The sequence below is a fragment of the Cruoricaptor ignavus genome, assembly GCF_014961145.1.
Lineage (GTDB): Bacteria > Bacteroidota > Bacteroidia > Flavobacteriales > Weeksellaceae > Cruoricaptor > Cruoricaptor ignavus.
Genome location: NZ_CP063145.1, coordinates 1,504,564 through 1,522,848, shown reverse-complemented (window position 1 = coordinate 1,522,848; position 18,285 = coordinate 1,504,564). Strand labels below are relative to the sequence as shown.

Sequence of the window (18,285 nt, the reverse complement as noted above, 5' to 3'; positions counted from 1 at the left end):
GCGTATTTTTGCAGAATGGCACAAAAGGAAACCCTATCTTCTCTCACCCATGGCAATTTCGCACGGGAGCTTTCGATAGCCGACGGCAAAATGCCCCCCAATGCCGTTGATTTCGAGCGCATTGTTCTCGGCACGATCCTCATAGACACCAAGGGCCTGAATGATGTCCTCGACTTGCTGACGCCGGAGGTCTTCTACGACCCGCGCCACCGCGAGATTTTTACCGCCATACGCGCCTTGTTCGAGGCCAACAACCCTGTGGATATGATGACGGTGATACAGGAACTGAAGCGTACGGAGAAACTCAATGCCGCGGGCGGGGACGCCTATATCATCGACCTGACGCTCAGCGTATCCTCCAGCGCGCACATCGAGTATCACGCAAGAATCGTATTAGAAAAATTCATCCTGAGGAGCCTCATCAATGTCTCTGCGAATGTGATCGACAGCTCTTACAAGGAATCCACGGATGTATTCGAACTTCTGGACAAGGCTGAGCAAAGCTTTTTCGAAATCACCAACGGGACAATAAAAAAAGGTTTCGCCACTGCGAACAACCTCGTGAAACAGGCCATTGACACCATTAAAAGCCTTAAGGACAAGGAGGGAATTTCCGGGATCCCATCGGGCTTTACGGCGGTGGATAGAGAAACTGGCGGCTGGCAGAATTCTGACCTCATCATCATCGCGGCGAGGCCGGCAATGGGTAAAACGGCATTCCTCCTTTCGATGGCGCGGAACATCGCGGTGGAAAGGAAAATCCCCCTGGCGCTCTTCTCCCTGGAGATGGCCTCCGTGCAGCTAATAACAAGGATGATATCTTCCGAAACGGGCATCTCCTCCGAAAAACTCCGAACGGGAAAGATGAGCGATGAGGAGTGGGAGCGGCTTTTCTCCAACATCTCCGAGCTGGAAAACGCGCCGCTCTACATCGACGAAACCCCCTCCCTCTCCATCTACGACTTCCGCGCCAAGTGCCGCAGGCTCGTGATGCAGCACGGCGTGAAAATCATTATGGTGGATTATCTGCAGCTGATGACGGCAAACACCGGCGGCAAGGCCATAGGCAACCGCGAGCAGGAAATCGCAACCATCTCGCGATCCCTGAAGGCCATCGCCAAAGAACTTAATGTACCGGTAATCGCTCTCTCCCAGCTTTCGCGTACGGTGGAAACAAGGCCCGGGAAAAGGCCGCAACTATCCGACCTGCGGGAATCCGGCGCCATAGAGCAGGATGCCGACATCGTGTCCTTCATCTTCCGCCCGGAGTACTACAAAATCACCGAGTGGGATAATGATGAAGAGGGTATGAAATCCTCCACGGAAAACCAGGCTGAGCTGATCATCGCCAAGCACCGCAACGGCGCCACGGCAGATGTGCGGCTCTCGTTCTTCAAAAACATCGGGAAATTTGCCGATCTGGACCTTTACGGAACCGGCGGCTTCTCGCAGGCTCCGGAGCCAAGCGGCTATGAACAGATCCGGACGACCATAGATCCCGGCGCGGCATTCGGTATGCCGGATACCGGCAGGCTGAGCGGCTCTGCACTGAACGATCTGGATGATGACGACTTCAGCGAAATGCCGTTTTGATGAGTGATGAGTGGTAATCGATAATTAATGAGGTTTATTAATTATAAAGGTTAAATTTTCAGACAGTTGCTGCACTCTATCATTTATCAATGATCAATTATAAAATGCGATGACCATCGAAATATTCACGGACGGTGCCTGCAGCGGAAACCCTGGCAAAGGCGGATATGGCGTACTGATGCGCGTTGCCGGCACAAATTACCAAAAAACCTTCAGCCAGGGCTATCGCAAAACGACTAATAACCGTATGGAACTGCTCGCCGTAATATCGGCGCTGGAGCAGCTGAAGGAGCCCGGCCACGAGGTGCACATCTATACGGACAGCCGCTATGTGGTAGATGCCATCAACCAGAGGTGGATTTTCGGATGGGTGAAGAAAGGCTTCGCCAAAGTGAAAAATCCCGACCTTTGGCAGCGTTTTTATGCGCTGATGAAAGTTCATCACCCAACATTCCACTGGATAAGGGGCCACGCCGGCCACGCGGAAAACGAGCTCTGCGACCGCCTTGCCGTAGAAGCTGCCAAAGGCGAAAACCTGAAAATTGATGAAGGTTTTGAGAAAATGGGCGGGTTGTTTTAAGTTTTGCTATAAGCCTACCCTTCTTCAAGTTTTTCTTAATTTCGTTTAAAATTTTTTGAGGGATGATAAAAGCGGATGTGTTGGTTGTAGGCTCGGGAATTTCCGGCCTTACCTATGCGATAAAAATTGCGGAACAGCTGCCCGAAGCGAAAATAATGATCGTGACAAAATCTGACGAGGATGAGAGCAATACGAAGTATGCACAGGGCGGGCTTTCCGTGGTGATGAATTTCGCGCAGGACAGTTTTGAGAAACACATTGAGGACACTATCCGTGCTGGTGACGGCGAAAATAACCGCGAAGTTGTGGAGATGGTAATCCGCGAGGCACCGGCACGCTTTCAGGAACTTGTGGAATGGGGTACGCATTTTGACCAAAATAAAATCGGCGAGTACAAGCTGGGCAGAGAAGGCGGACACTCGGAGAACCGCATCGTGCACCACAAAGACATTACGGGCTACGAAATAGAGCGGGCATTGCTGGAAACCGTGCGCCAACTGCCGAACATCGAGATGCTGGATCATCATTATGTAATCGATATCCTTACGGAGCACCATGTTCCCGGAAAGCACTTCGACAAAGAGAATATTAACTGCTACGGTGCGTACATTCTGGATGAAAAACAGAAGCAGATTAAGAAAATCACCGCAAAAATTACGATGGTGGCTACAGGTGGTGCAGGCCATGTGTACAAGAACACCACGAACCCGAAAATTGCGACAGGAGATGGCATTGCCTTTGTGCACAGGGCCCGCGGAAAAGTAAGCAATATGCAGTATTATCAGTTCCACCCCACGGCTTTGTATTCGAAAAGAGACGGGATGCTGTTCCTGATTTCGGAGGCTGTGCGTGGAGATGGCGCGAAACTTCGCCTGAGAAACGGCGAGAAATTTATGCATAAATATGATGAGCGTGAGGAGCTGGCTTCGCGGGACATCGTGGCAAGGGCGATAGACAACGAGCTGAAAATCAGCGGCGATGATTTCGTGGGGCTGGATTGCCGTGAGATGGACAGGGAGAAATTCCGCGAGCATTTCCCGAACATATACCAAAAATGTCTGGACGAAGGCATCGATCCGTTCCGCCAGATGATTCCGGTGGTTCCAGCGTGCCATTATCTGATGGGCGGAATCGATATTGATCTGGACGGGCAAAGCAGCATCAAAAACCTTTTTGCCGTGGGAGAATGCACGAATTCCGGACTGCACGGCGCCAACCGGCTGGCTTCCAATTCCTTGCTGGAAGGCCTGGTTTTCGGGCATAATGCAGCGATGAAAAGCATCGAGCTTCTTCGGAAAAATGAGTTTAACTTTGATGACCTGAAAGCCATACCAGAATGGAATGAGGAGGGCATACGAACGCTGGAGGAGAAGGTGATGATTTCGTATTTCCGCAAGCAGCTGCAGGAGATGATGAGCGATCTGGTAGGCATAGTGCGCAGCAATCACCGGCTGGAACTGGCACGGAAAAAGCAGCGCGAAATCTTCGAAGCGGTAACGGAACTTTACAACCATTCCAAAATCTCGCCCGAACTTTCCGAGCTTCGCAACCTGGTGAATGTGAGCTACTTAATCATAAAACATTCCCTGGCGATGCAGGAAAACAAAGGCAGTTTTTTTAATAAGGATTTGGTGAGGAATTAAGGGATTGGGAGATTTAGAGATTAAGAACTTGGAGATTAAAAGATGAAATTATTTTTAACATCCCATCTTGCGGGAACTAAAAATCTGGTCAGAGATTTTTTGTCGGAATCGAAATCGAACAAAATCCTATTTGTGCCTACCGCTTCCAATTTGGAGGAATATAAAAGGTTTGTGGATGAGGCAAGGGAAGCTTTCGTGGGCTTAGGTTTTGAGCCGGAAGAAATGGATTTGGCTACTTTTTCGGAAGCCGAAATCAAATCGAAAATTTCCAATTTTGACATTATATACTTTTCCGGTGGAAACACCTTCTATCTACTTAAAAATATTCAGGAGAAGAATTTAGGAAAAACCATCGCAGAACGCATAAAAGCCGGGATGCTATTCATCGGAGAATCTGCAGGTGCGGTTATTGCATCACCCAACATCGAGTACATCGGAAAAGCGGATAAAAAAATTGATGACATTTGGGATTTCAAAGGTTTATCGCTGGTCGACTTTTACACGGTTCCACATTTTGGGGAAGAGCCTTTTAAAGAACCTATGCAGGAAATTTTCAACGAGTACGGCAATAAGCTTAATCTGAAAACAATTAATAATTCACAGGCGATAATTGTGAATGGCGAGGATGTGCAAATCCTGGATGAAGCTGCCCGCCAAAATCCCCCGAAAAAACCTTAATCCAAAATACGCGCAACATTCGCTATCTTTGCAGGATTATTTTTACAGATGGAGATAGCTATCAAGATTTTTCAGTTTGTGCTGTGCATCTCAATTCTCGTGGTGCTGCACGAATTAGGCCACTACCTTCCGGCAAAGTGGTTCAAAACCAGGGTGGAGAAATTCTTCCTGTTCTTCGATCCTTACTTCTCGCTGTTTTCAATGAAGAAAATCAACGGGAAGTGGCAATACAAATTCCTTTCGCCCAACCAGCCTGACACCGAGAAAATTATGGTAGATGGCAAGGAAAAGGAAATCCCGATAGACATCGGCAGGCTGCCGGAAAGCGATTGGCGAAAGCACCCGGAAAGCACGAAGTACGGCATCGGCTGGCTTCCGATGGGTGGCTATGTGAAAATCGCCGGGATGGTGGACGAAAGCATGGACACCGCACAGCTGCAAAAACCCGCAGAACCGTGGGAGTTCCGCAGCAAACCAGCGTGGCAGAGGCTCATCATAATGCTGGGCGGCGTTACCGTAAACTTCCTGCTGGCCTGGCTCATCTATTCCTGCCTGAGCTTTTTCAACGGCGAATTTTTCACGGATTTAAAGAAGTTTGATGATGGAATTTCCGTATCATCATCCGGGAAAAAAATCGGATTGCAGAACGGAGACAAAATCCTAAGGCTGGACGGAAAGCCGGTGGAGCGCTTTGAAGAAACTGCCATCAACCTGCTCTTCAGCGATGAAGTGACGGTGGAGAGAAACGGCAGCGAAGTAACCTTCCCCGTGAACGAGGAAGGCATAGCCGAAGTGATACGGCAGAGAGAAGCGGCGCTGTATATGCTGCCGAGATTTCCGATGGTGATAGACAGCGCGTTTTCCGAAGGTGCGAGGAATGCAGGGCTGAGAAAGGGCGACAAAGTAACGGCGGTGAACGGACGACCGGTGAACTTTGACGATGAGGTGAAGGATTTTTTCAACCAAAACAAAGGGAAAACCGTGGAGCTTTCGCTGGAGAACGGCGGCGAAATCCGCACGGCAAGCATCCCTGTAGATGCCAATGGGAAAATTGGCGTGATGCAAAACCTGGAGCCGATGACGAAATTCGTGACGGAGAGGCAATACGGCGTTTGGCAGAGCATTCCGCGCGGTTTTACGCGCACGATAGAAGCGCTCACGATGCAGGTGAAGCAGTTTAAAATAATTTTCAATTCCAAGGTGCAGGGCTACAAAAATGTGGGCGGCCCGATTGCCATTGTGAATATGATGCCTGTGGATAAGAAAGCGGATGGCAGCATCGCGATAAACTGGGCGGGCTTCTGGAAATTTACGGCGATGTTTTCCGTATGGCTGGCATTTTTAAATCTCATACCGATTCCTGGTTTGGATGGTGGCCATGTGATGTTCACGCTGTGGGAAATCATCACTGGGAAACCCGTGCCACAAAAGGTTTTGGAGCACGCACAGCTGATAGGCGTCATCTTCCTTTTAGGGTTGATGCTGCTGGTTTTCGGCAATGATATTTACAAGCTTTTGACGGGCGGATTTTAAAAATAATTGCAATAAAATTTGGTAGGAAATAAAAACTGCCTTATATTTGCACACGCTTTCAGGAAAAGCACAATCCTCCTTAGCTCAGTCGGTTAGAGCATCTGACTGTTAATCAGAGGGTCGCTGGTTCGAGCCCAGCAGGAGGAGCCCTGATAATCAGCCACTTACAGAGATTTGTGAGTGGCTTTTCTTTAAGAATCCCTGATTATTAAATGAAACTTCCGAAAATATTCTGACAATTTCGGTTATTTTTTTATAAAAAATCTCTGTAGAGATATTATTCTACAGAGCCAACCGAAATAATGAAAAGTGAATAACTACTTTCGGATGATAAAATCATTCTTCACCTTCTGGGTACCGAAAAATATGTCCTGAACTAGGTCATAAAAATCTGTAAGGCTAAGGTTTTCGGCTTTCGCACCCTTTTTAAAACTTGGTCCGTAACCAATGAATCCGGTATAAATGTTATGAAAATCCGGATAATAGCCGTGCGTACCGCCTTCGGATTTTTTAATAACATCACCATCAGCAGCCGCAGAGAAGGCATATCCGTCTGCAGCGGTCAGTGCCAAAGAAACAGCCGGATCTACCATAGCATCAGAGAGCTTTTTACCTTCAATTATTGTAAAGGTTTTCCTCTCCTCTGCAGGCAGTTTAGCGAGCATATCTTTTACTTTTGCCAGGGTGGATTTGTCTTTCGGATTACGGAGATAAAGGAATACGGATCCGCCTGTGCTTACGAAATAGGCTTTTTCATAAAGATTATTTCTCTTCAGCCATACATTTGGTGAAACACTGAATTTCCTGGTCACAAAGCCGTGATCTCCGGTGATGATGACATCAGTTTTTTCGGAAAGCCCGCTTCTCCTGACTGTTTCTAGAAGGAGACCAATAGCACTGTCCGCATTGGCCACTGCCATTCTCACCTTATCACCCTCTCTACCTTCCAGATGCTGTGCGCCGTCCACAATTGGTAGGTGAAGCGTCATAAAGTTCGGTCTGTGCTTAGTAAAAATAAACCCGGAAAGTCTGCTGAGATTCTGATCCATCACCATAGACGAAAGGTTAAACTCCGGGATTTGCATCTGCCCTGTAGCATTCTGCATTGCCTCATCAAATAAGCCTGCGGGCGTGGAATACTCTCGGCTTGCGGAGATTCTGTCTTCACCGTTTTCAAAAGACCAGATTTCCGGAATGTTATAGTCTATAAATTTATTTCCTACGGTAATCGGCCAGCTTACAGAAGCTGTTGTCAGGCCTTTCCCTTTCAGGGTTTCCCAAATGGTAGTGGCTTTTATTTCCTTTGAATCGTAAACCCAGCCGGACATTTGTCCGTTCTCATCAAATTTCGTGTTGTAATAAATGCCGTGCTTCGCAGGAAGTACGCCGGTAACGATTGTGGTGTGAGATGGGTAGGTAACGGACGGAAAAATAGTTTTCACCTCATCTGCAGAAGTACCCTCTTTTGCCAGCCACTGCAGTGTAGGCGCAGGAAAGCACTGGTCTCTGTAAAATTCCGGACGGAAACCGTCAACTGTAATCAATATCATATATCTATCGCTCTGTGCTGAAAGTACAGATGAAACAATGATAAACAGGCTTATTATTAACTTTTTCATATCATTCTACTTGAAAAATGGTGCTATAAATGGCGATTTGCGGTTATTCACAATGATGCGGTTCATATCATTTTTAATGGTGACAGTGCCGCTGGCATCGGTGGAAAAATCATCCAAACCTAAATCTTTTGGTACAAATTCCGGGATTTGGACCTTTGTAAATTCCGCAGTTACATTAGGATTATTGTTCTCCTCAATCTGAGAAATCGGGTACTTGATGCCAAGATCCAAAAGCCTCCTTCCTTCAGAGATGAAAATTTCCTGGCGCAGAAGGTAAGTGAGATAAAGCAGACTTTCCACAGAATCTGCTTTTGCCACATCATCAGCGCTCACACTTGTTCCTGAGACTGTATAAACTTTCACATCTCCTGCCTGCCTATCCAGCACCAGACCGTTTTTCACAGGAGCATCTGAAGAAAATTTCACGCCTACGGCTTTCAGCGGATAATCTTTTCTGTTGCCTCCGTTTCTGGTTTCCTTTTTATCATTCACCATCGCTGTAGGCCTTTTTGCCACCACATCGTTTATGAGGTTGATAAGAACATCTTTCGCAAAGGAGAGATTGTTTTCACTAAGGTAGGCTTCCGCAAGAATCAGATAGGCTTCTTCGCTTTTGCCGATTGCAATGCTCTTCTGCTCCAGAGCTGCAGTGCCTTTGTAAAAATATTTCGGATCCAGGAAATCGAGCCTTGGCAAGGGCGCCAGGCGGTTTGGCAGCGCTTGGAATGTGGCATTTTGCATCTCATTGCCCACTCCGTTTTGACCGTCATATTTAATAGTGTAAAGCATCTGAGGGTTTGATGAAATGACGGTGGTAGCCATTTTCTTAGCATTGGATTTATCACCTAGATTGTAATAAGCCCTTGCCAGCAGCAGGTGGGCAAACTGCGCATCAGTTGCACCCAAGCCAAGCGATATGGCATTATTGATATCATCTACAGCCTTCTGGATTAGCTGCTGGGATGTTAAAATCTTGCCTTTTGGAGATTCCGGCAGGGCAATAAAAAGCTCGCCGCCCAGAATCCTTGCATACCCTCTCATCAGATGCAGGTAGGCGATATTGGCTTTCGTTGTGGTATTATCGGCAGCAGCTACTTTTGTAATTCCGTAATCTGCCATTTCATACAGCGCAGAAACCTGATTCTGCAGTTGGTTCACATCATAGTCGAAATACTCGATCTGCAGCCGGTCAAAAACCTTGGTATATTGCGAATAATTGTTGAAGTAATTATCGGAAGTAATCTCAGCATTGATGATTACGGAATTCATTGTAAGCGCGGCCTGCCGGTTTACACCTACAATCCAGCTACTCATAGAGTTTGGTGTTGTCAGGAAAACATCTTCCGTTACATTCGGATTGTCCCTGCAACCGGTGATTATGGATGCTAATACTACTGAAGCGATTATGATTTTTTTCATGGTCAGAAATTGTATTTAAGTGAAATTAGAAATTCTCTGGGAGCGGAATAGGTAGCGTAGGAAATACCCCCTGTAGTGGCGCCGCCCTGTCCCTGGGCACCTCCCGGTATGGTAGCCTCCGGATCGAAGGAGGATTTAGCAAAGTTAAACGGATTGATAGCGTTAAAACCTGCTGTGAGGCTTTGATTGTTATTTAGGTCAAAGGTATAGGTCATACCGATATTTCTGATTTTCAGAAAGTCCGTTTTCTCAATAAATGCATTGGAAAAACTCAGCCAGTTCTTTCTGCCGTTCTGATTGATTTCCCCGGCAGGCACATTATCATCTGAGGCACCGTACAGGAAACGGAACTGCGCATCCCAGTTCGATGCATACGCACCCATCTGATAGCTGCCCGATGAAAACAGATTAAAGTTTTTATACCGGAAATTCAACCCTACATTACCATAATATTCTGGGATTGTAGTTCCAAGATAAGACAGCGGAATGCTTTCCTTTAGAACACCGTTGTCATCAAAAATTCCGTGGTAGCCGCGAAGAAATCCTACAGGATAGCCTTCCTGCACCACAGTCTGAATAGTTCTTTCGCTAAAACCGTTGATGTTGAAAGCAGGAGCGCCTCCTGTATCCAGCACCTTATTTTTCACCGTGTTGAAGGATCCGCTTAAAGTCAGTTCTGTATTTTCGGTACGCACCGGGACAAGGGACAGCCTGGTTTCCCATCCTTTGTTTTCAATTTCACCAATGTTAAAAAGCTGATTGGATGAATATCCGTAAGATGGTGCCAAGCGCAGATAGAAAAGCGCATCTATAGTTTTTGCATTGTAATATCCGGCGGAAAGATTGATTCTGTTATCGAGGAAATTAGCATCCATACCGGCTTCCCAGGTTTTTGTTTTCTCCGGTTTCAGGAATTCATTCCCGAGTTGCCCGAAAAATGCAGCCTGCTCACCTCCGAAACCTAAGAACCTCACGGTTTTATCATTGGCATAGGCCGGTGGAAGATTTCCTGCGACACCGTAATTGGCTCTCAGCCGCAGGGTAGAAAAGAAATCACCCATCCAAGGTTCGCTGGAAAGTACATAGGAAAGCCCGGCTTTCGGGTAAAACTGCATACCGACTTCCTCCCCGAAGGAGGTGTTTTTATCTCCGCGAATTCCTAAATCTATAAAGGCTTTATTTTTGAATCCGATGTTTTCCTGGAGATAGATACCATAGTTCACGGACTGGTTTAAGAAATCATTGGCGGTTTTCACAGCAGCTTCTGATACCAGCTTTGCACCGTCGCGCACATTGGTACCGCTGTAGGAAACCTGATAATCCTCCGTGGTGAAAACCTGGGCACCTGCTGTAGTGATGAAGGAAAAATCACGCGCTTTTGCAGTATGCTGCGCTGTGAGTTCACCGGTAATACCCAGATAATCCCGCGTAAGATTTGAGATGCTGCCCTGGTTGGTAACGGGTTTTCCAGTGGTATGGGATAGATACTGATTTGTAGTGATGATGTTCTGCTTCTGCGTACGGTAATCCAAACCTCCGGTCAGCTTGATGTTAAGACTGTTAACTGGTCTGTATTTCACCGTCTGGGAAGTAAAAAATCTGTTGACAGTAATGGCATTGTCCTGCAGTCTTTCAGCTTCGCGAACATAATCGCGGATGGCCTGAAATTCTTGATCCGTAAGATCGTCCAACCGGTTATTAAAGCCCGGCCCCGTAATCTTCGACGCACCGGATTCCGTAAACCAAAGACCTGTATATCCGCCTAGGTTTCCGTTTCGGTTATGTTTATATTCGTTTCGCACATAGCTGAAAGAGGATTCATAATCCATTCCTTCAAAAAGTTTCGTGCGGAAGCCGGTGCTGATGTCTATTTTCTGATTTTCATTCTGCTTAAAAATCTGCACACCACTGCTGTTCAGATAGCTTGCGGAGAAGCTGTACCCAAAGTCTTTGCCGGATTTTCCGTTCATGTTGAACCGGTATTTTTGGGAATATCCGTTTTCAAATAGAAGATCTTTGGTTCTCTTAAAATAAAGAAAATCGGCAGTCGGTGTCTGAAACCCTGTCTCAGCCAGTAGTGAATAATTTGTTCCTCTGCCACTGCCTTTCTTAGTAAAGATCTGGATTACGCCGTTGGCCGCATCAGCACCGTAAAGTGTAGTAGCCGCACCACCGTTGATGTATTCAATCCTTTCAATATTATCCATAGGGATGTCTGCAATTGAACTCATCGCCGAGGCTTGGGAAGTACCGAATGCAGATCTGGTATTCATATTATCCATCCTTACCCCATCCACATATATTATAGGAGTGGAATTCAGAAATGCGGAATTTATACCCCTAGCTTTTATGATGGAAGTGGATCCTGCCTGTCCGCCACTAAGATTAATCTGGGCATTCGGTACTAAAGCGCTCAGCTGAGCATCCAGCCTTTGTGACGGCACCTTTTCCAGTTCCTTGCTGTTGATGGTTGTGACAGTGTTGGAAATTCTCCGCTTGGAGATTGCAGCACCCTGCCCCGTGATTACAACCTCATCAATCTGTCTCGTTTTAATTGAATCCTTGGTCTGCGCCATCGCATTCTCGCCGACAATAAGAACACCAAATGCCAAAAGAAATTTGACTGCCTGAACTTCTCTTTTCATTTATAATTAAATTTTTACAAACATACAATTAGGTCTTTTCTTACATATTAAGAAAACATTAACCGTACAATAATTTTGTGTTAATAAAATTTCTTAATTGACGATCAAAATCAGAGAGTTGTTTAGCAAAAGCTAAATGGAAGAACTGTATACATCTAACTATTCTGAATCATACGGGTAATTTCGAGATTAGGAAAATAGTCTCAAATATTTAACTTTATCCGAAATTTTGCATCAAACTAAAACCAGCGGATGGATAACCAGGATGACCGGATTTTGGAATGGATGGCAGAGCCACGCACCCGCGAGAAAGGCTTACGCGCGATGATGGACGCCTACCAGAGCCGGCTCTACTGGCATATCCGCAGGTTGGTGGTAGAGCATGACGCCGCTCAGGATATCCTGCAGGATACTTTCATTAAGGCTTATGAAAACTTTCATCAGTTTAAAAATGAAAGCAAAATATACACTTGGCTCTACAGAATTGCGACCAACGAGGCGCTTCAATATTTAAAGAAGGCGAAGCGATTGCAGAAGGCGGGAGATGATGCGGAAATCATCCTGCAAAATATGGTGGCGGAAAATGCGGCGGGCGATGCGGAGGAAATACAAATACTGCTGCAGAAGGCGATACAAACGCTGCCGGAAAAGCAGAAGGCGGTTTTCACGATGCGGTATTACGACGATTTGCCGTACGATGCGATGAGCGAAATTTTGCAAATGTCGGTGAATACACTGAAAACCAACTACCACTACGCGAAGCAAAAGGTGGAAGATTTTATAAGGCAGAACTACGAATTATAATTTTTCAGCGATGGAAAATATTGATATTGAACGACTTGAGCGGAAAAACATCTACAGCGTGCCGGAAGGTTTCTTCGGGAAGATGCAACAAAATGTTCTGGATAAAACGGCGGCGCAAAACCATTCATCCATCATCCCATTAGCCCCAAAGAAAAATGGCTGGTGGTATGCTGCTGCAGCGGCGATAGTAGCGGTTTTTGGGCTGGGCTACCTTTTCACCAATGAACAGCCGGCACAGCAAACTTTGGCTAAAACCATTGAAACCGAGCAAGTTGCAGAACCGATGGTACAGAATGCAGAGCCGGCAAGCATTCTGGAAGAAAATTTTTCGGATGAAAGCCAGCCGGTTTTAACTTTTGCGGAAAACATTAATCCAAGCCAAACCGAACGCCCTGAAAACCCAGCCGCTTCACCGAGGAAAATTCAGCCGAAAAAAGCGCCAAGCGGCGCAAGGCAGGAAGTTCTGGTGGAACAGGTGATAGCAGGGATGACGCAGGATGAGGTGGCAGACTACATTAAAAACGCGGAAAACGATGTGTATCTGGACATATACTATTAATTCTATGAAATCAAAATTATTCTGTTCGGCGGCGTTTTTCGGCGCAGCGATGCTTAGCGCACAGCAGTTCCACACGGAAGAGCGGATGCAGGAAATGCGCGCTGCAAGGGCCGATATGATGGTGCAGAGCCTGAAGGTTTCGCCGAAGGAAGAGGCGGAATTCCGCAGGATTTACTCGGAATACCACGATTCTCAGCGGAAGATAAAATCGCGCTTCAGCACGGATTTTAACCCGGAAAAACTGAGCGATGCCGAAGCCCTGCAGAAGCTGAACGAAAGCTTTGAAGTAGGCGAAGCGCTGCTGAACAACCGCCGTGCCTACTCGCAGAAAATGCAGAGCGTGCTTTCGCCGCAGCAGGTTTTGAAGCTGTTCAGCACGGAAGGTATGGTGCGGCAAAAAATCATACACCAGCAGGCAGCGCACGAATGCAAAGCCTTGGAGAAACACCCATAATAGTTTGTTTTTTTAATGTTGGGCAACCCTTGCAGAGCGATTCCGCAAGGGTTGTTCAATTGTAGGCGGTAACTTAAATGCTTAAAGCATATTGCTTATAGCCTAATGCAAAACGCAAGTTTTACTAACTTTGCGCACATTTAGCTTTTAATGAAGAATATACGCAATTTCTGCATCATTGCACATATCGACCACGGGAAATCTACGCTGGCAGACCGCCTGCTGGAATATACCAACACCGTTACCCAGCGGGAACTGCAAGCCCAGACGCTGGATGATATGGACCTGGAAAAAGAGCGCGGCATTACCATAAAATCTCACGCCATACAAATGGACTACGAGTACAAGGGCGAAAAGTATGTGCTGAACCTCATCGATACACCGGGCCATGTGGATTTTTCCTATGAAGTTTCCCGCTCTATCGCTGCGTGCGAAGGCGCACTTCTGATTGTGGATGCAGCGCAAAGCGTTCAGGCTCAGACGATTAGCAATCTTTATCTTGCGCTGGAGAACGACCTTACCATCATCCCTGTTTTAAATAAGATAGACCTGCCTTCCGCAAATCCGGAGGAAGTGACGGACGAAATAATGGGCCTTATCGGCTGCGCTTATGAGGATGTTCTGCGGGTTTCCGGGAAAACTGGTGAGGGCGTGCACGAACTTCTGGAGCAAATAGTGGAGAGAATTCCTGCACCGCAGGGAGATCCCGAAGCACCGCTTCAAGCGCTGATTTTTGATTCCGTTTACAATCCATTTCGCGGCATTGAGGCTTATTTCAAAGTCGTGAACGGTAGCATCCGCAAAGGCCAGAAAGTGAAATTTATGGCGACAGGAAAGGAATACGATGCCGATGAGGTGGGAACTTTAAAACTGAAACAGCAGCCGAAAGACGAGATAAAAACCGGCGATGTAGGCTACATAATTTCCGGGATAAAGGATGCCCGCGAAGTAAAGGTGGGCGATACCATCACCGCTACGGAAAAGCCCGCCGAGAAGCCGATCGAAGGTTTCGAGGAGGTGAAGCCAATGGTTTTTGCTGGTATTTATCCTATTGATTCTGAGGATTTTGAGGAATTAAGATTATCGCTGGAAAAACTTAGGCTAAATGATGCATCGTTGGTTTTCGAGCCGGAAAGTTCCGCGGCGCTCGGTTTTGGTTTCCGCTGCGGTTTCCTCGGGATGCTGCATATGGAAATCGTGCAGGAAAGGCTGGACAGGGAGTTTAATATGAATGTCATCACCACCGTTCCCAATGTATCCTACCACGGTTTCACGAAGAAAGATCCCGAAACGCCGATACTCATCAATAACCCTTCCGAAATGATGGACCCTGTGACGATGGACCGCGTGGAAGAGCCGTACATAAAGGCCACCATCATCACCAAAGCGGAATTCGTAGGGCCTGTGATGACGCTATGCATCGAGAAGCGCGGCGAAATCGTAAACCAAAGCTACCTGACTGCAGACCGCGTGGAACTTGTTTTCAATATGCCGCTGGCAGAAGTGGTTTTCGATTTTTACGACCGCCTAAAATCCATCTCCAAAGGCTACGCATCCTTCGATTATCACCCCATCGGTTTCCGCGCATCCAAGCTGGTGAAGATGGACATCCTTATCAACGGTGATATGGTGGATGCGCTATCATCCCTCATCCACGAAAGCAACGCCTACACAATCGGCAAAAAAATGTGCGAGAAGCTGAAGGAGCTGATACCAAGGCAGCAGTTTGACATTGCTGTGCAGGCAGCCATAGGAACGAAGGTGATAGCGCGCGAAACGATAAAGGCGCTGCGTAAGGATGTAACGGCGAAATGCTACGGTGGCGATATTTCGCGGAAACGGAAACTGCTGGAAAAGCAGAAGGAGGGCAAGAAGAAGATGAAGCAGATAGGCAGGGTGGAAGTGCCGCAAAGTGCATTTATGGCAGTGCTGAAGCTAAATGATTAATTTTTTTTTAGAAAAAACCGAAAAAAATTGGATATTCGGATATTATTTTTAATTTAGCCAACAATAATGATAAGTGAGATTTTTACTATTTTCACATTAACGAACTTATGAGGCTGTTTTTCACCTTTCTTTCAACCTTTTTTGGTATTTTTTTCTTATTTGCCCAAAAAACCATCTCTGGGAAGGTTACGGATTCGGAGGGCGCCGCCGTGCCCAGCGCATCCGTTACCATTTCTGATGCTGGCAAGGAGACGATAATTGCCTACGGTATTACAAATACAAAGGGGGATTATAAGCTGACCTTCAGCACGGCAGAGCCGAATGTGGAAATAAATGTAAAGGCGTTCAACCATAAACCTCAGAAGCAGGTGGTGAAAAATACCGACCAGACGGCAAATTTTTCGCTCCAGGGCGAAGCTACAGAAATCAAAGAGGTAAAGCTGAAAACGCGCATCATCACCAAAAAAGGCGATACCATAAGCTACGACATAAAAGCCTTCGAGAGCAAGGCGGACAGAAGTATTGCTGATGTTCTGAAAAAAATTCCCGGGATCGAGGTGCGGGCGAACGGTACCGTGCTCTACCAGGGCGAGCCTATCAACAAATTTTATGTAAACGGCAAAGACCTGATGGAGGGCCGCTACGGCGTGGTGAACAATTCCCTGCCGAAAGATGCCGTGCAGAAAGTGGAAGTAATGGAAAACCACCAGCCGGTAAAGGTACTTCAGGACAAAGTGCCCAGCGAGCAGGCCGCGCTGAACATCGTCCTGAAAAAGCAAGTGACGATGACCGGCCGTGGCGAGGCAGGCGCAGGTTTTAACGAGGATGATTTCCTCTGGAATCTGAAGCTCACGCCGATGTTCTTCGGGAGCAAAAACCAGTGGGTGGCCAATTATAAGACCAACAATTCCGGCGAAAGCGTGGAAAACGAAGGAAATATGCTTGCCTTTGGCAACGCCTGGGAGGGGCGCCGCGTGCAGGCAGGGCAGAACATCTGGCTGAACCTGGAGCAGGCCGGTACGCCTTCCGTGCCGGAGCAGCGCTATCTTTTAAACAATGTGCACTTCCTTTCCGCGAACATCCTTACCAACCCTTTTAAAAACCAGGAGTGGGAGCTGAAGGCGAATGCAAATTACACAAATAATTTTATAAAACGGGGGGATTTCAGCCTGACCCGCGACCTGGAATTTAACCAGACCTACTCCTCCTCCACCTACAACCGGTTTTTCACGGACCAGCTGAAAGGCGAATTGATCTTTACCAGAAACGCCAAGAAAGGTTTCTTCAAAAATGTGACAAGCTTTACACAGTTTTGGAATGCAGACCGCGCCGGGGCGCACCGGGAGGATGCCCTTTTCGGCAGCCGCGATGCCTGGCAGACACTAGAGGCGCCCACCACGGCTTTGCAAAATTCCCTGAGCACCGTGATCCCCTGGAAGGAGAAACTCGTCAACCTGAGATCTTACATCAGCTATCAGGATGATAAGCAGACGCTCAGCATACTTCCGGCGGACTATATACGGATTCCCGAGCTGCGGAGCAACGCACAGATAGGCTATTTCGACTGGCTGGGTGCACAGACTGCCCGCCAGGATTTCAGGATAAAGACCTTCCAAGCGCAGCATTCCGCCAATTTAACCTTCAAGGCACTAGGGCTCAACATAACGCCGGAAGTGGGCTTTGACATCGAGACCAATGATATGAACTCGCTCCTCAGCGGAGAAAGCGCTACATCTGATATAAACTACGGCGAGAGATTCCGAAACGATCTGCGCTTTACCCAGTCTGTACCGTATGCAGCGGTGGGCATCAGTATGAAAAACAATGCGCTGCAGCTGATGGGCCGGCTACCGGTGAGCTTCAACCATATTTCGGCAAAGGATGATTTCAGAAATTTCGAAAAGAAGCTTGATAAGGCGACCTTCGACCCGAACCTCTTCGCGATGTATTCTTTTGCTTCCTTCTGGAAGGCCGGGATAATGGGCTCCTGGAACCACAGTTTCGGGAGCATCAGCGATGTATATGCCGGCAGCATCCTGCGAGATCCTCTCAGGTTCAGCCAGATGAATCCTGAAAATCCTATCGCGGAAAACAGCAGCCTGAGCGCAGGGCCGAGGCTGGAGTACCGCAACCCTCTGAACAATCTTTTCTTCAATACCACCTACCGCCGGAGCCACACGAGCAGAAACCTTACCCCAAACTTCCTCACCGCGGGCATCGGCACCAGCACGGTAGAGTACCTCCTGCGTGACCTGGATTCTGACAGTAATTCTTTCAGTGGAGAAATCGGCAAGTATTTTCCGAAAATTAAAACCAATGTTTCAGTCAGCACGAGGATAAACAGCACAGAGAGCGAGCAGATGCGCAACGGTCTTTTGCTGGGGACGAAACTCAATACGCAGAGCCTTGGGCTGAAATTCAACAACACTTATTTTAAGTGGATGAGCCTGGATTATAATGCCAGCCTGAGCTGGAACAAGCAGCGCACCGCAGACCTTACAATAAAGAGCAATGGCTATACTCATACGCTTGCGGCGTTCTTCTATCCTTTTGAAAATCAAATCATTGGCTTTAATTGGGATCAGATTAACAGCGGCAGTGGCAGCCAGGACTACAGCAATGCGTTTTTCGACCTCTCCTACCAGTATACACTTACGAAGCGCAAGATAGACCTGGAGCTGCGGTGGGTGAATATCGGCAACAGGAAGGCTTTTGAAACTTATTCCGTAGGCACATTATCGGAGCAATATTCTAAAATAGAGCTGCGCCCGGCACAAATATTGGCAGTGGTAAAGTTTAATTTTAAGTAAG

General features: G+C 47.2%; 13 protein-coding genes and 1 tRNA gene. 11 read left to right on the top strand and 3 right to left on the bottom strand.

Annotation, left to right across the window (positions count from 1 at the left end; translation table 11 throughout):
* Positions 1 to 15: 15 nt before the first annotated feature.
* The 6 genes from dnaB (at position 16) to IMZ16_RS07360 (ending at position 6,174) form a co-directional block, all read left to right on the top strand.
* A complete protein-coding gene (gene dnaB / locus IMZ16_RS07385) occupies positions 16 to 1,593 on the top strand; it encodes a replicative DNA helicase (RefSeq protein ID WP_193439511.1) in 1,578 nt (525 codons plus the stop codon).
* Positions 1,594 to 1,702: 109 nt separating this feature from the next.
* Positions 1,703 to 2,173 (top strand): ribonuclease HI, encoded by a 471-nt coding sequence (rnhA, locus tag IMZ16_RS07380; protein WP_193439510.1) that lies wholly within the window; start codon positions 1,703 to 1,705, stop codon positions 2,171 to 2,173.
* 62 nt (positions 2,174 to 2,235) lie between these two features.
* Positions 2,236 to 3,816 (top strand): L-aspartate oxidase, encoded by a 1,581-nt coding sequence (gene nadB, locus IMZ16_RS07375; protein ID WP_193439509.1) that lies wholly within the window; start codon positions 2,236 to 2,238, stop codon positions 3,814 to 3,816.
* A 42-nt stretch (positions 3,817 to 3,858) separates the two neighbouring features.
* The gene (locus IMZ16_RS07370; protein WP_193439508.1) at positions 3,859 to 4,494 is read left to right on the top strand and encodes a Type 1 glutamine amidotransferase-like domain-containing protein; all 636 of its coding nucleotides are present in this window, start codon (positions 3,859 to 3,861) and stop codon (positions 4,492 to 4,494) included.
* Between the two features lie 48 nt (positions 4,495 to 4,542).
* Complete coding sequence (rseP, locus tag IMZ16_RS07365) at positions 4,543 to 6,027, top strand: RIP metalloprotease RseP (protein ID WP_193439507.1); 1,485 nt, start codon at positions 4,543 to 4,545, stop codon at positions 6,025 to 6,027.
* Positions 6,028 to 6,100: 73 nt separating this feature from the next.
* Positions 6,101 to 6,174 (top strand) — tRNA-Asn (locus IMZ16_RS07360).
* A gap of 170 nt (positions 6,175 to 6,344) precedes the next feature.
* On the opposite strand, the gene IMZ16_RS07355 is transcribed toward IMZ16_RS07360, so the two are convergent.
* From IMZ16_RS07355 to IMZ16_RS07345, 3 genes are read right to left on the bottom strand one after another with little or no spacing between them, the layout of a single operon-like run.
* Positions 6,345 to 7,646: an alkaline phosphatase family protein gene (locus IMZ16_RS07355; protein ID WP_193439506.1), complete on the bottom strand. Its 1,302-nt coding sequence runs from the start codon at positions 7,644 to 7,646 to the stop codon at positions 6,345 to 6,347.
* 6 nt (positions 7,647 to 7,652) lie between these two features.
* Positions 7,653 to 9,065, bottom strand: coding sequence for a tetratricopeptide repeat protein (locus IMZ16_RS07350; RefSeq protein ID WP_193439505.1), 1,413 nt, complete (start codon positions 9,063 to 9,065; stop codon positions 7,653 to 7,655).
* 2 nt (positions 9,066 to 9,067) lie between these two features.
* Positions 9,068 to 11,710 carry a TonB-dependent receptor domain-containing protein gene (locus IMZ16_RS07345; RefSeq protein ID WP_193439504.1) on the bottom strand — a complete coding sequence of 881 codons (2,643 nt, stop codon included), beginning with the start codon at positions 11,708 to 11,710 and terminating at the stop codon, positions 9,068 to 9,070.
* A gap of 252 nt (positions 11,711 to 11,962) precedes the next feature.
* Between IMZ16_RS07345 and IMZ16_RS07340 the strand changes: the two genes are divergently transcribed.
* The 5 genes from IMZ16_RS07340 to IMZ16_RS07320 all read left to right on the top strand — a co-directional run bounded on the left by IMZ16_RS07340 (position 11,963) and on the right by IMZ16_RS07320 (position 18,284).
* Positions 11,963 to 12,514, top strand: coding sequence for an RNA polymerase sigma factor (locus IMZ16_RS07340; protein ID WP_193439503.1), 552 nt, complete (start codon positions 11,963 to 11,965; stop codon positions 12,512 to 12,514).
* Between the two features lie 10 nt (positions 12,515 to 12,524).
* Positions 12,525 to 13,073, top strand: coding sequence for a hypothetical protein (locus IMZ16_RS07335; protein ID WP_193439502.1), 549 nt, complete (start codon positions 12,525 to 12,527; stop codon positions 13,071 to 13,073).
* 4 nt (positions 13,074 to 13,077) lie between these two features.
* Complete coding sequence (locus IMZ16_RS07330) at positions 13,078 to 13,527, top strand: hypothetical protein (protein ID WP_193439501.1); 450 nt, start codon at positions 13,078 to 13,080, stop codon at positions 13,525 to 13,527.
* 150 nt (positions 13,528 to 13,677) lie between these two features.
* Positions 13,678 to 15,474, top strand: a complete 1,797-nt coding sequence (gene lepA / locus IMZ16_RS07325) for a translation elongation factor 4 (RefSeq protein ID WP_193439500.1) — start codon at positions 13,678 to 13,680, stop codon at positions 15,472 to 15,474.
* A 107-nt stretch (positions 15,475 to 15,581) separates the two neighbouring features.
* Positions 15,582 to 18,284, top strand: a complete 2,703-nt coding sequence (locus IMZ16_RS07320; RefSeq protein ID WP_193439499.1) for a TonB-dependent receptor — start codon at positions 15,582 to 15,584, stop codon at positions 18,282 to 18,284.
* Position 18,285 lies beyond the last annotated feature (1 nt).

What these genes read in the sequence shown, in the direction of transcription:
- dnaB (WP_193439511.1), top strand. Translation starts at nt 16, where the DNA reads ATGGCACAAAAGGAAACCCTATCTTCTCTCACCCATGGCAATTTCGCA.
- rnhA (WP_193439510.1), top strand. Translation starts at nt 1,703, where the DNA reads ATGACCATCGAAATATTCACGGACGGTGCCTGCAGCGGAAACCCTGGC.
- nadB (WP_193439509.1), top strand. Translation starts at nt 2,236, where the DNA reads ATGATAAAAGCGGATGTGTTGGTTGTAGGCTCGGGAATTTCCGGCCTT.
- IMZ16_RS07370 (WP_193439508.1), top strand. Translation starts at nt 3,859, where the DNA reads ATGAAATTATTTTTAACATCCCATCTTGCGGGAACTAAAAATCTGGTC.
- rseP (WP_193439507.1), top strand. Translation starts at nt 4,543, where the DNA reads ATGGAGATAGCTATCAAGATTTTTCAGTTTGTGCTGTGCATCTCAATT.
- IMZ16_RS07355 (WP_193439506.1), bottom strand. Translation starts at nt 7,646, where the DNA reads ATGAAAAAGTTAATAATAAGCCTGTTTATCATTGTTTCATCTGTACTT.
- IMZ16_RS07350 (WP_193439505.1), bottom strand. Translation starts at nt 9,065, where the DNA reads ATGAAAAAAATCATAATCGCTTCAGTAGTATTAGCATCCATAATCACC.
- IMZ16_RS07345 (WP_193439504.1), bottom strand. Translation starts at nt 11,710, where the DNA reads ATGAAAAGAGAAGTTCAGGCAGTCAAATTTCTTTTGGCATTTGGTGTT.
- IMZ16_RS07340 (WP_193439503.1), top strand. Translation starts at nt 11,963, where the DNA reads ATGGATAACCAGGATGACCGGATTTTGGAATGGATGGCAGAGCCACGC.
- IMZ16_RS07335 (WP_193439502.1), top strand. Translation starts at nt 12,525, where the DNA reads ATGGAAAATATTGATATTGAACGACTTGAGCGGAAAAACATCTACAGC.
- IMZ16_RS07330 (WP_193439501.1), top strand. Translation starts at nt 13,078, where the DNA reads ATGAAATCAAAATTATTCTGTTCGGCGGCGTTTTTCGGCGCAGCGATG.
- lepA (WP_193439500.1), top strand. Translation starts at nt 13,678, where the DNA reads ATGAAGAATATACGCAATTTCTGCATCATTGCACATATCGACCACGGG.
- IMZ16_RS07320 (WP_193439499.1), top strand. Translation starts at nt 15,582, where the DNA reads ATGAGGCTGTTTTTCACCTTTCTTTCAACCTTTTTTGGTATTTTTTTC.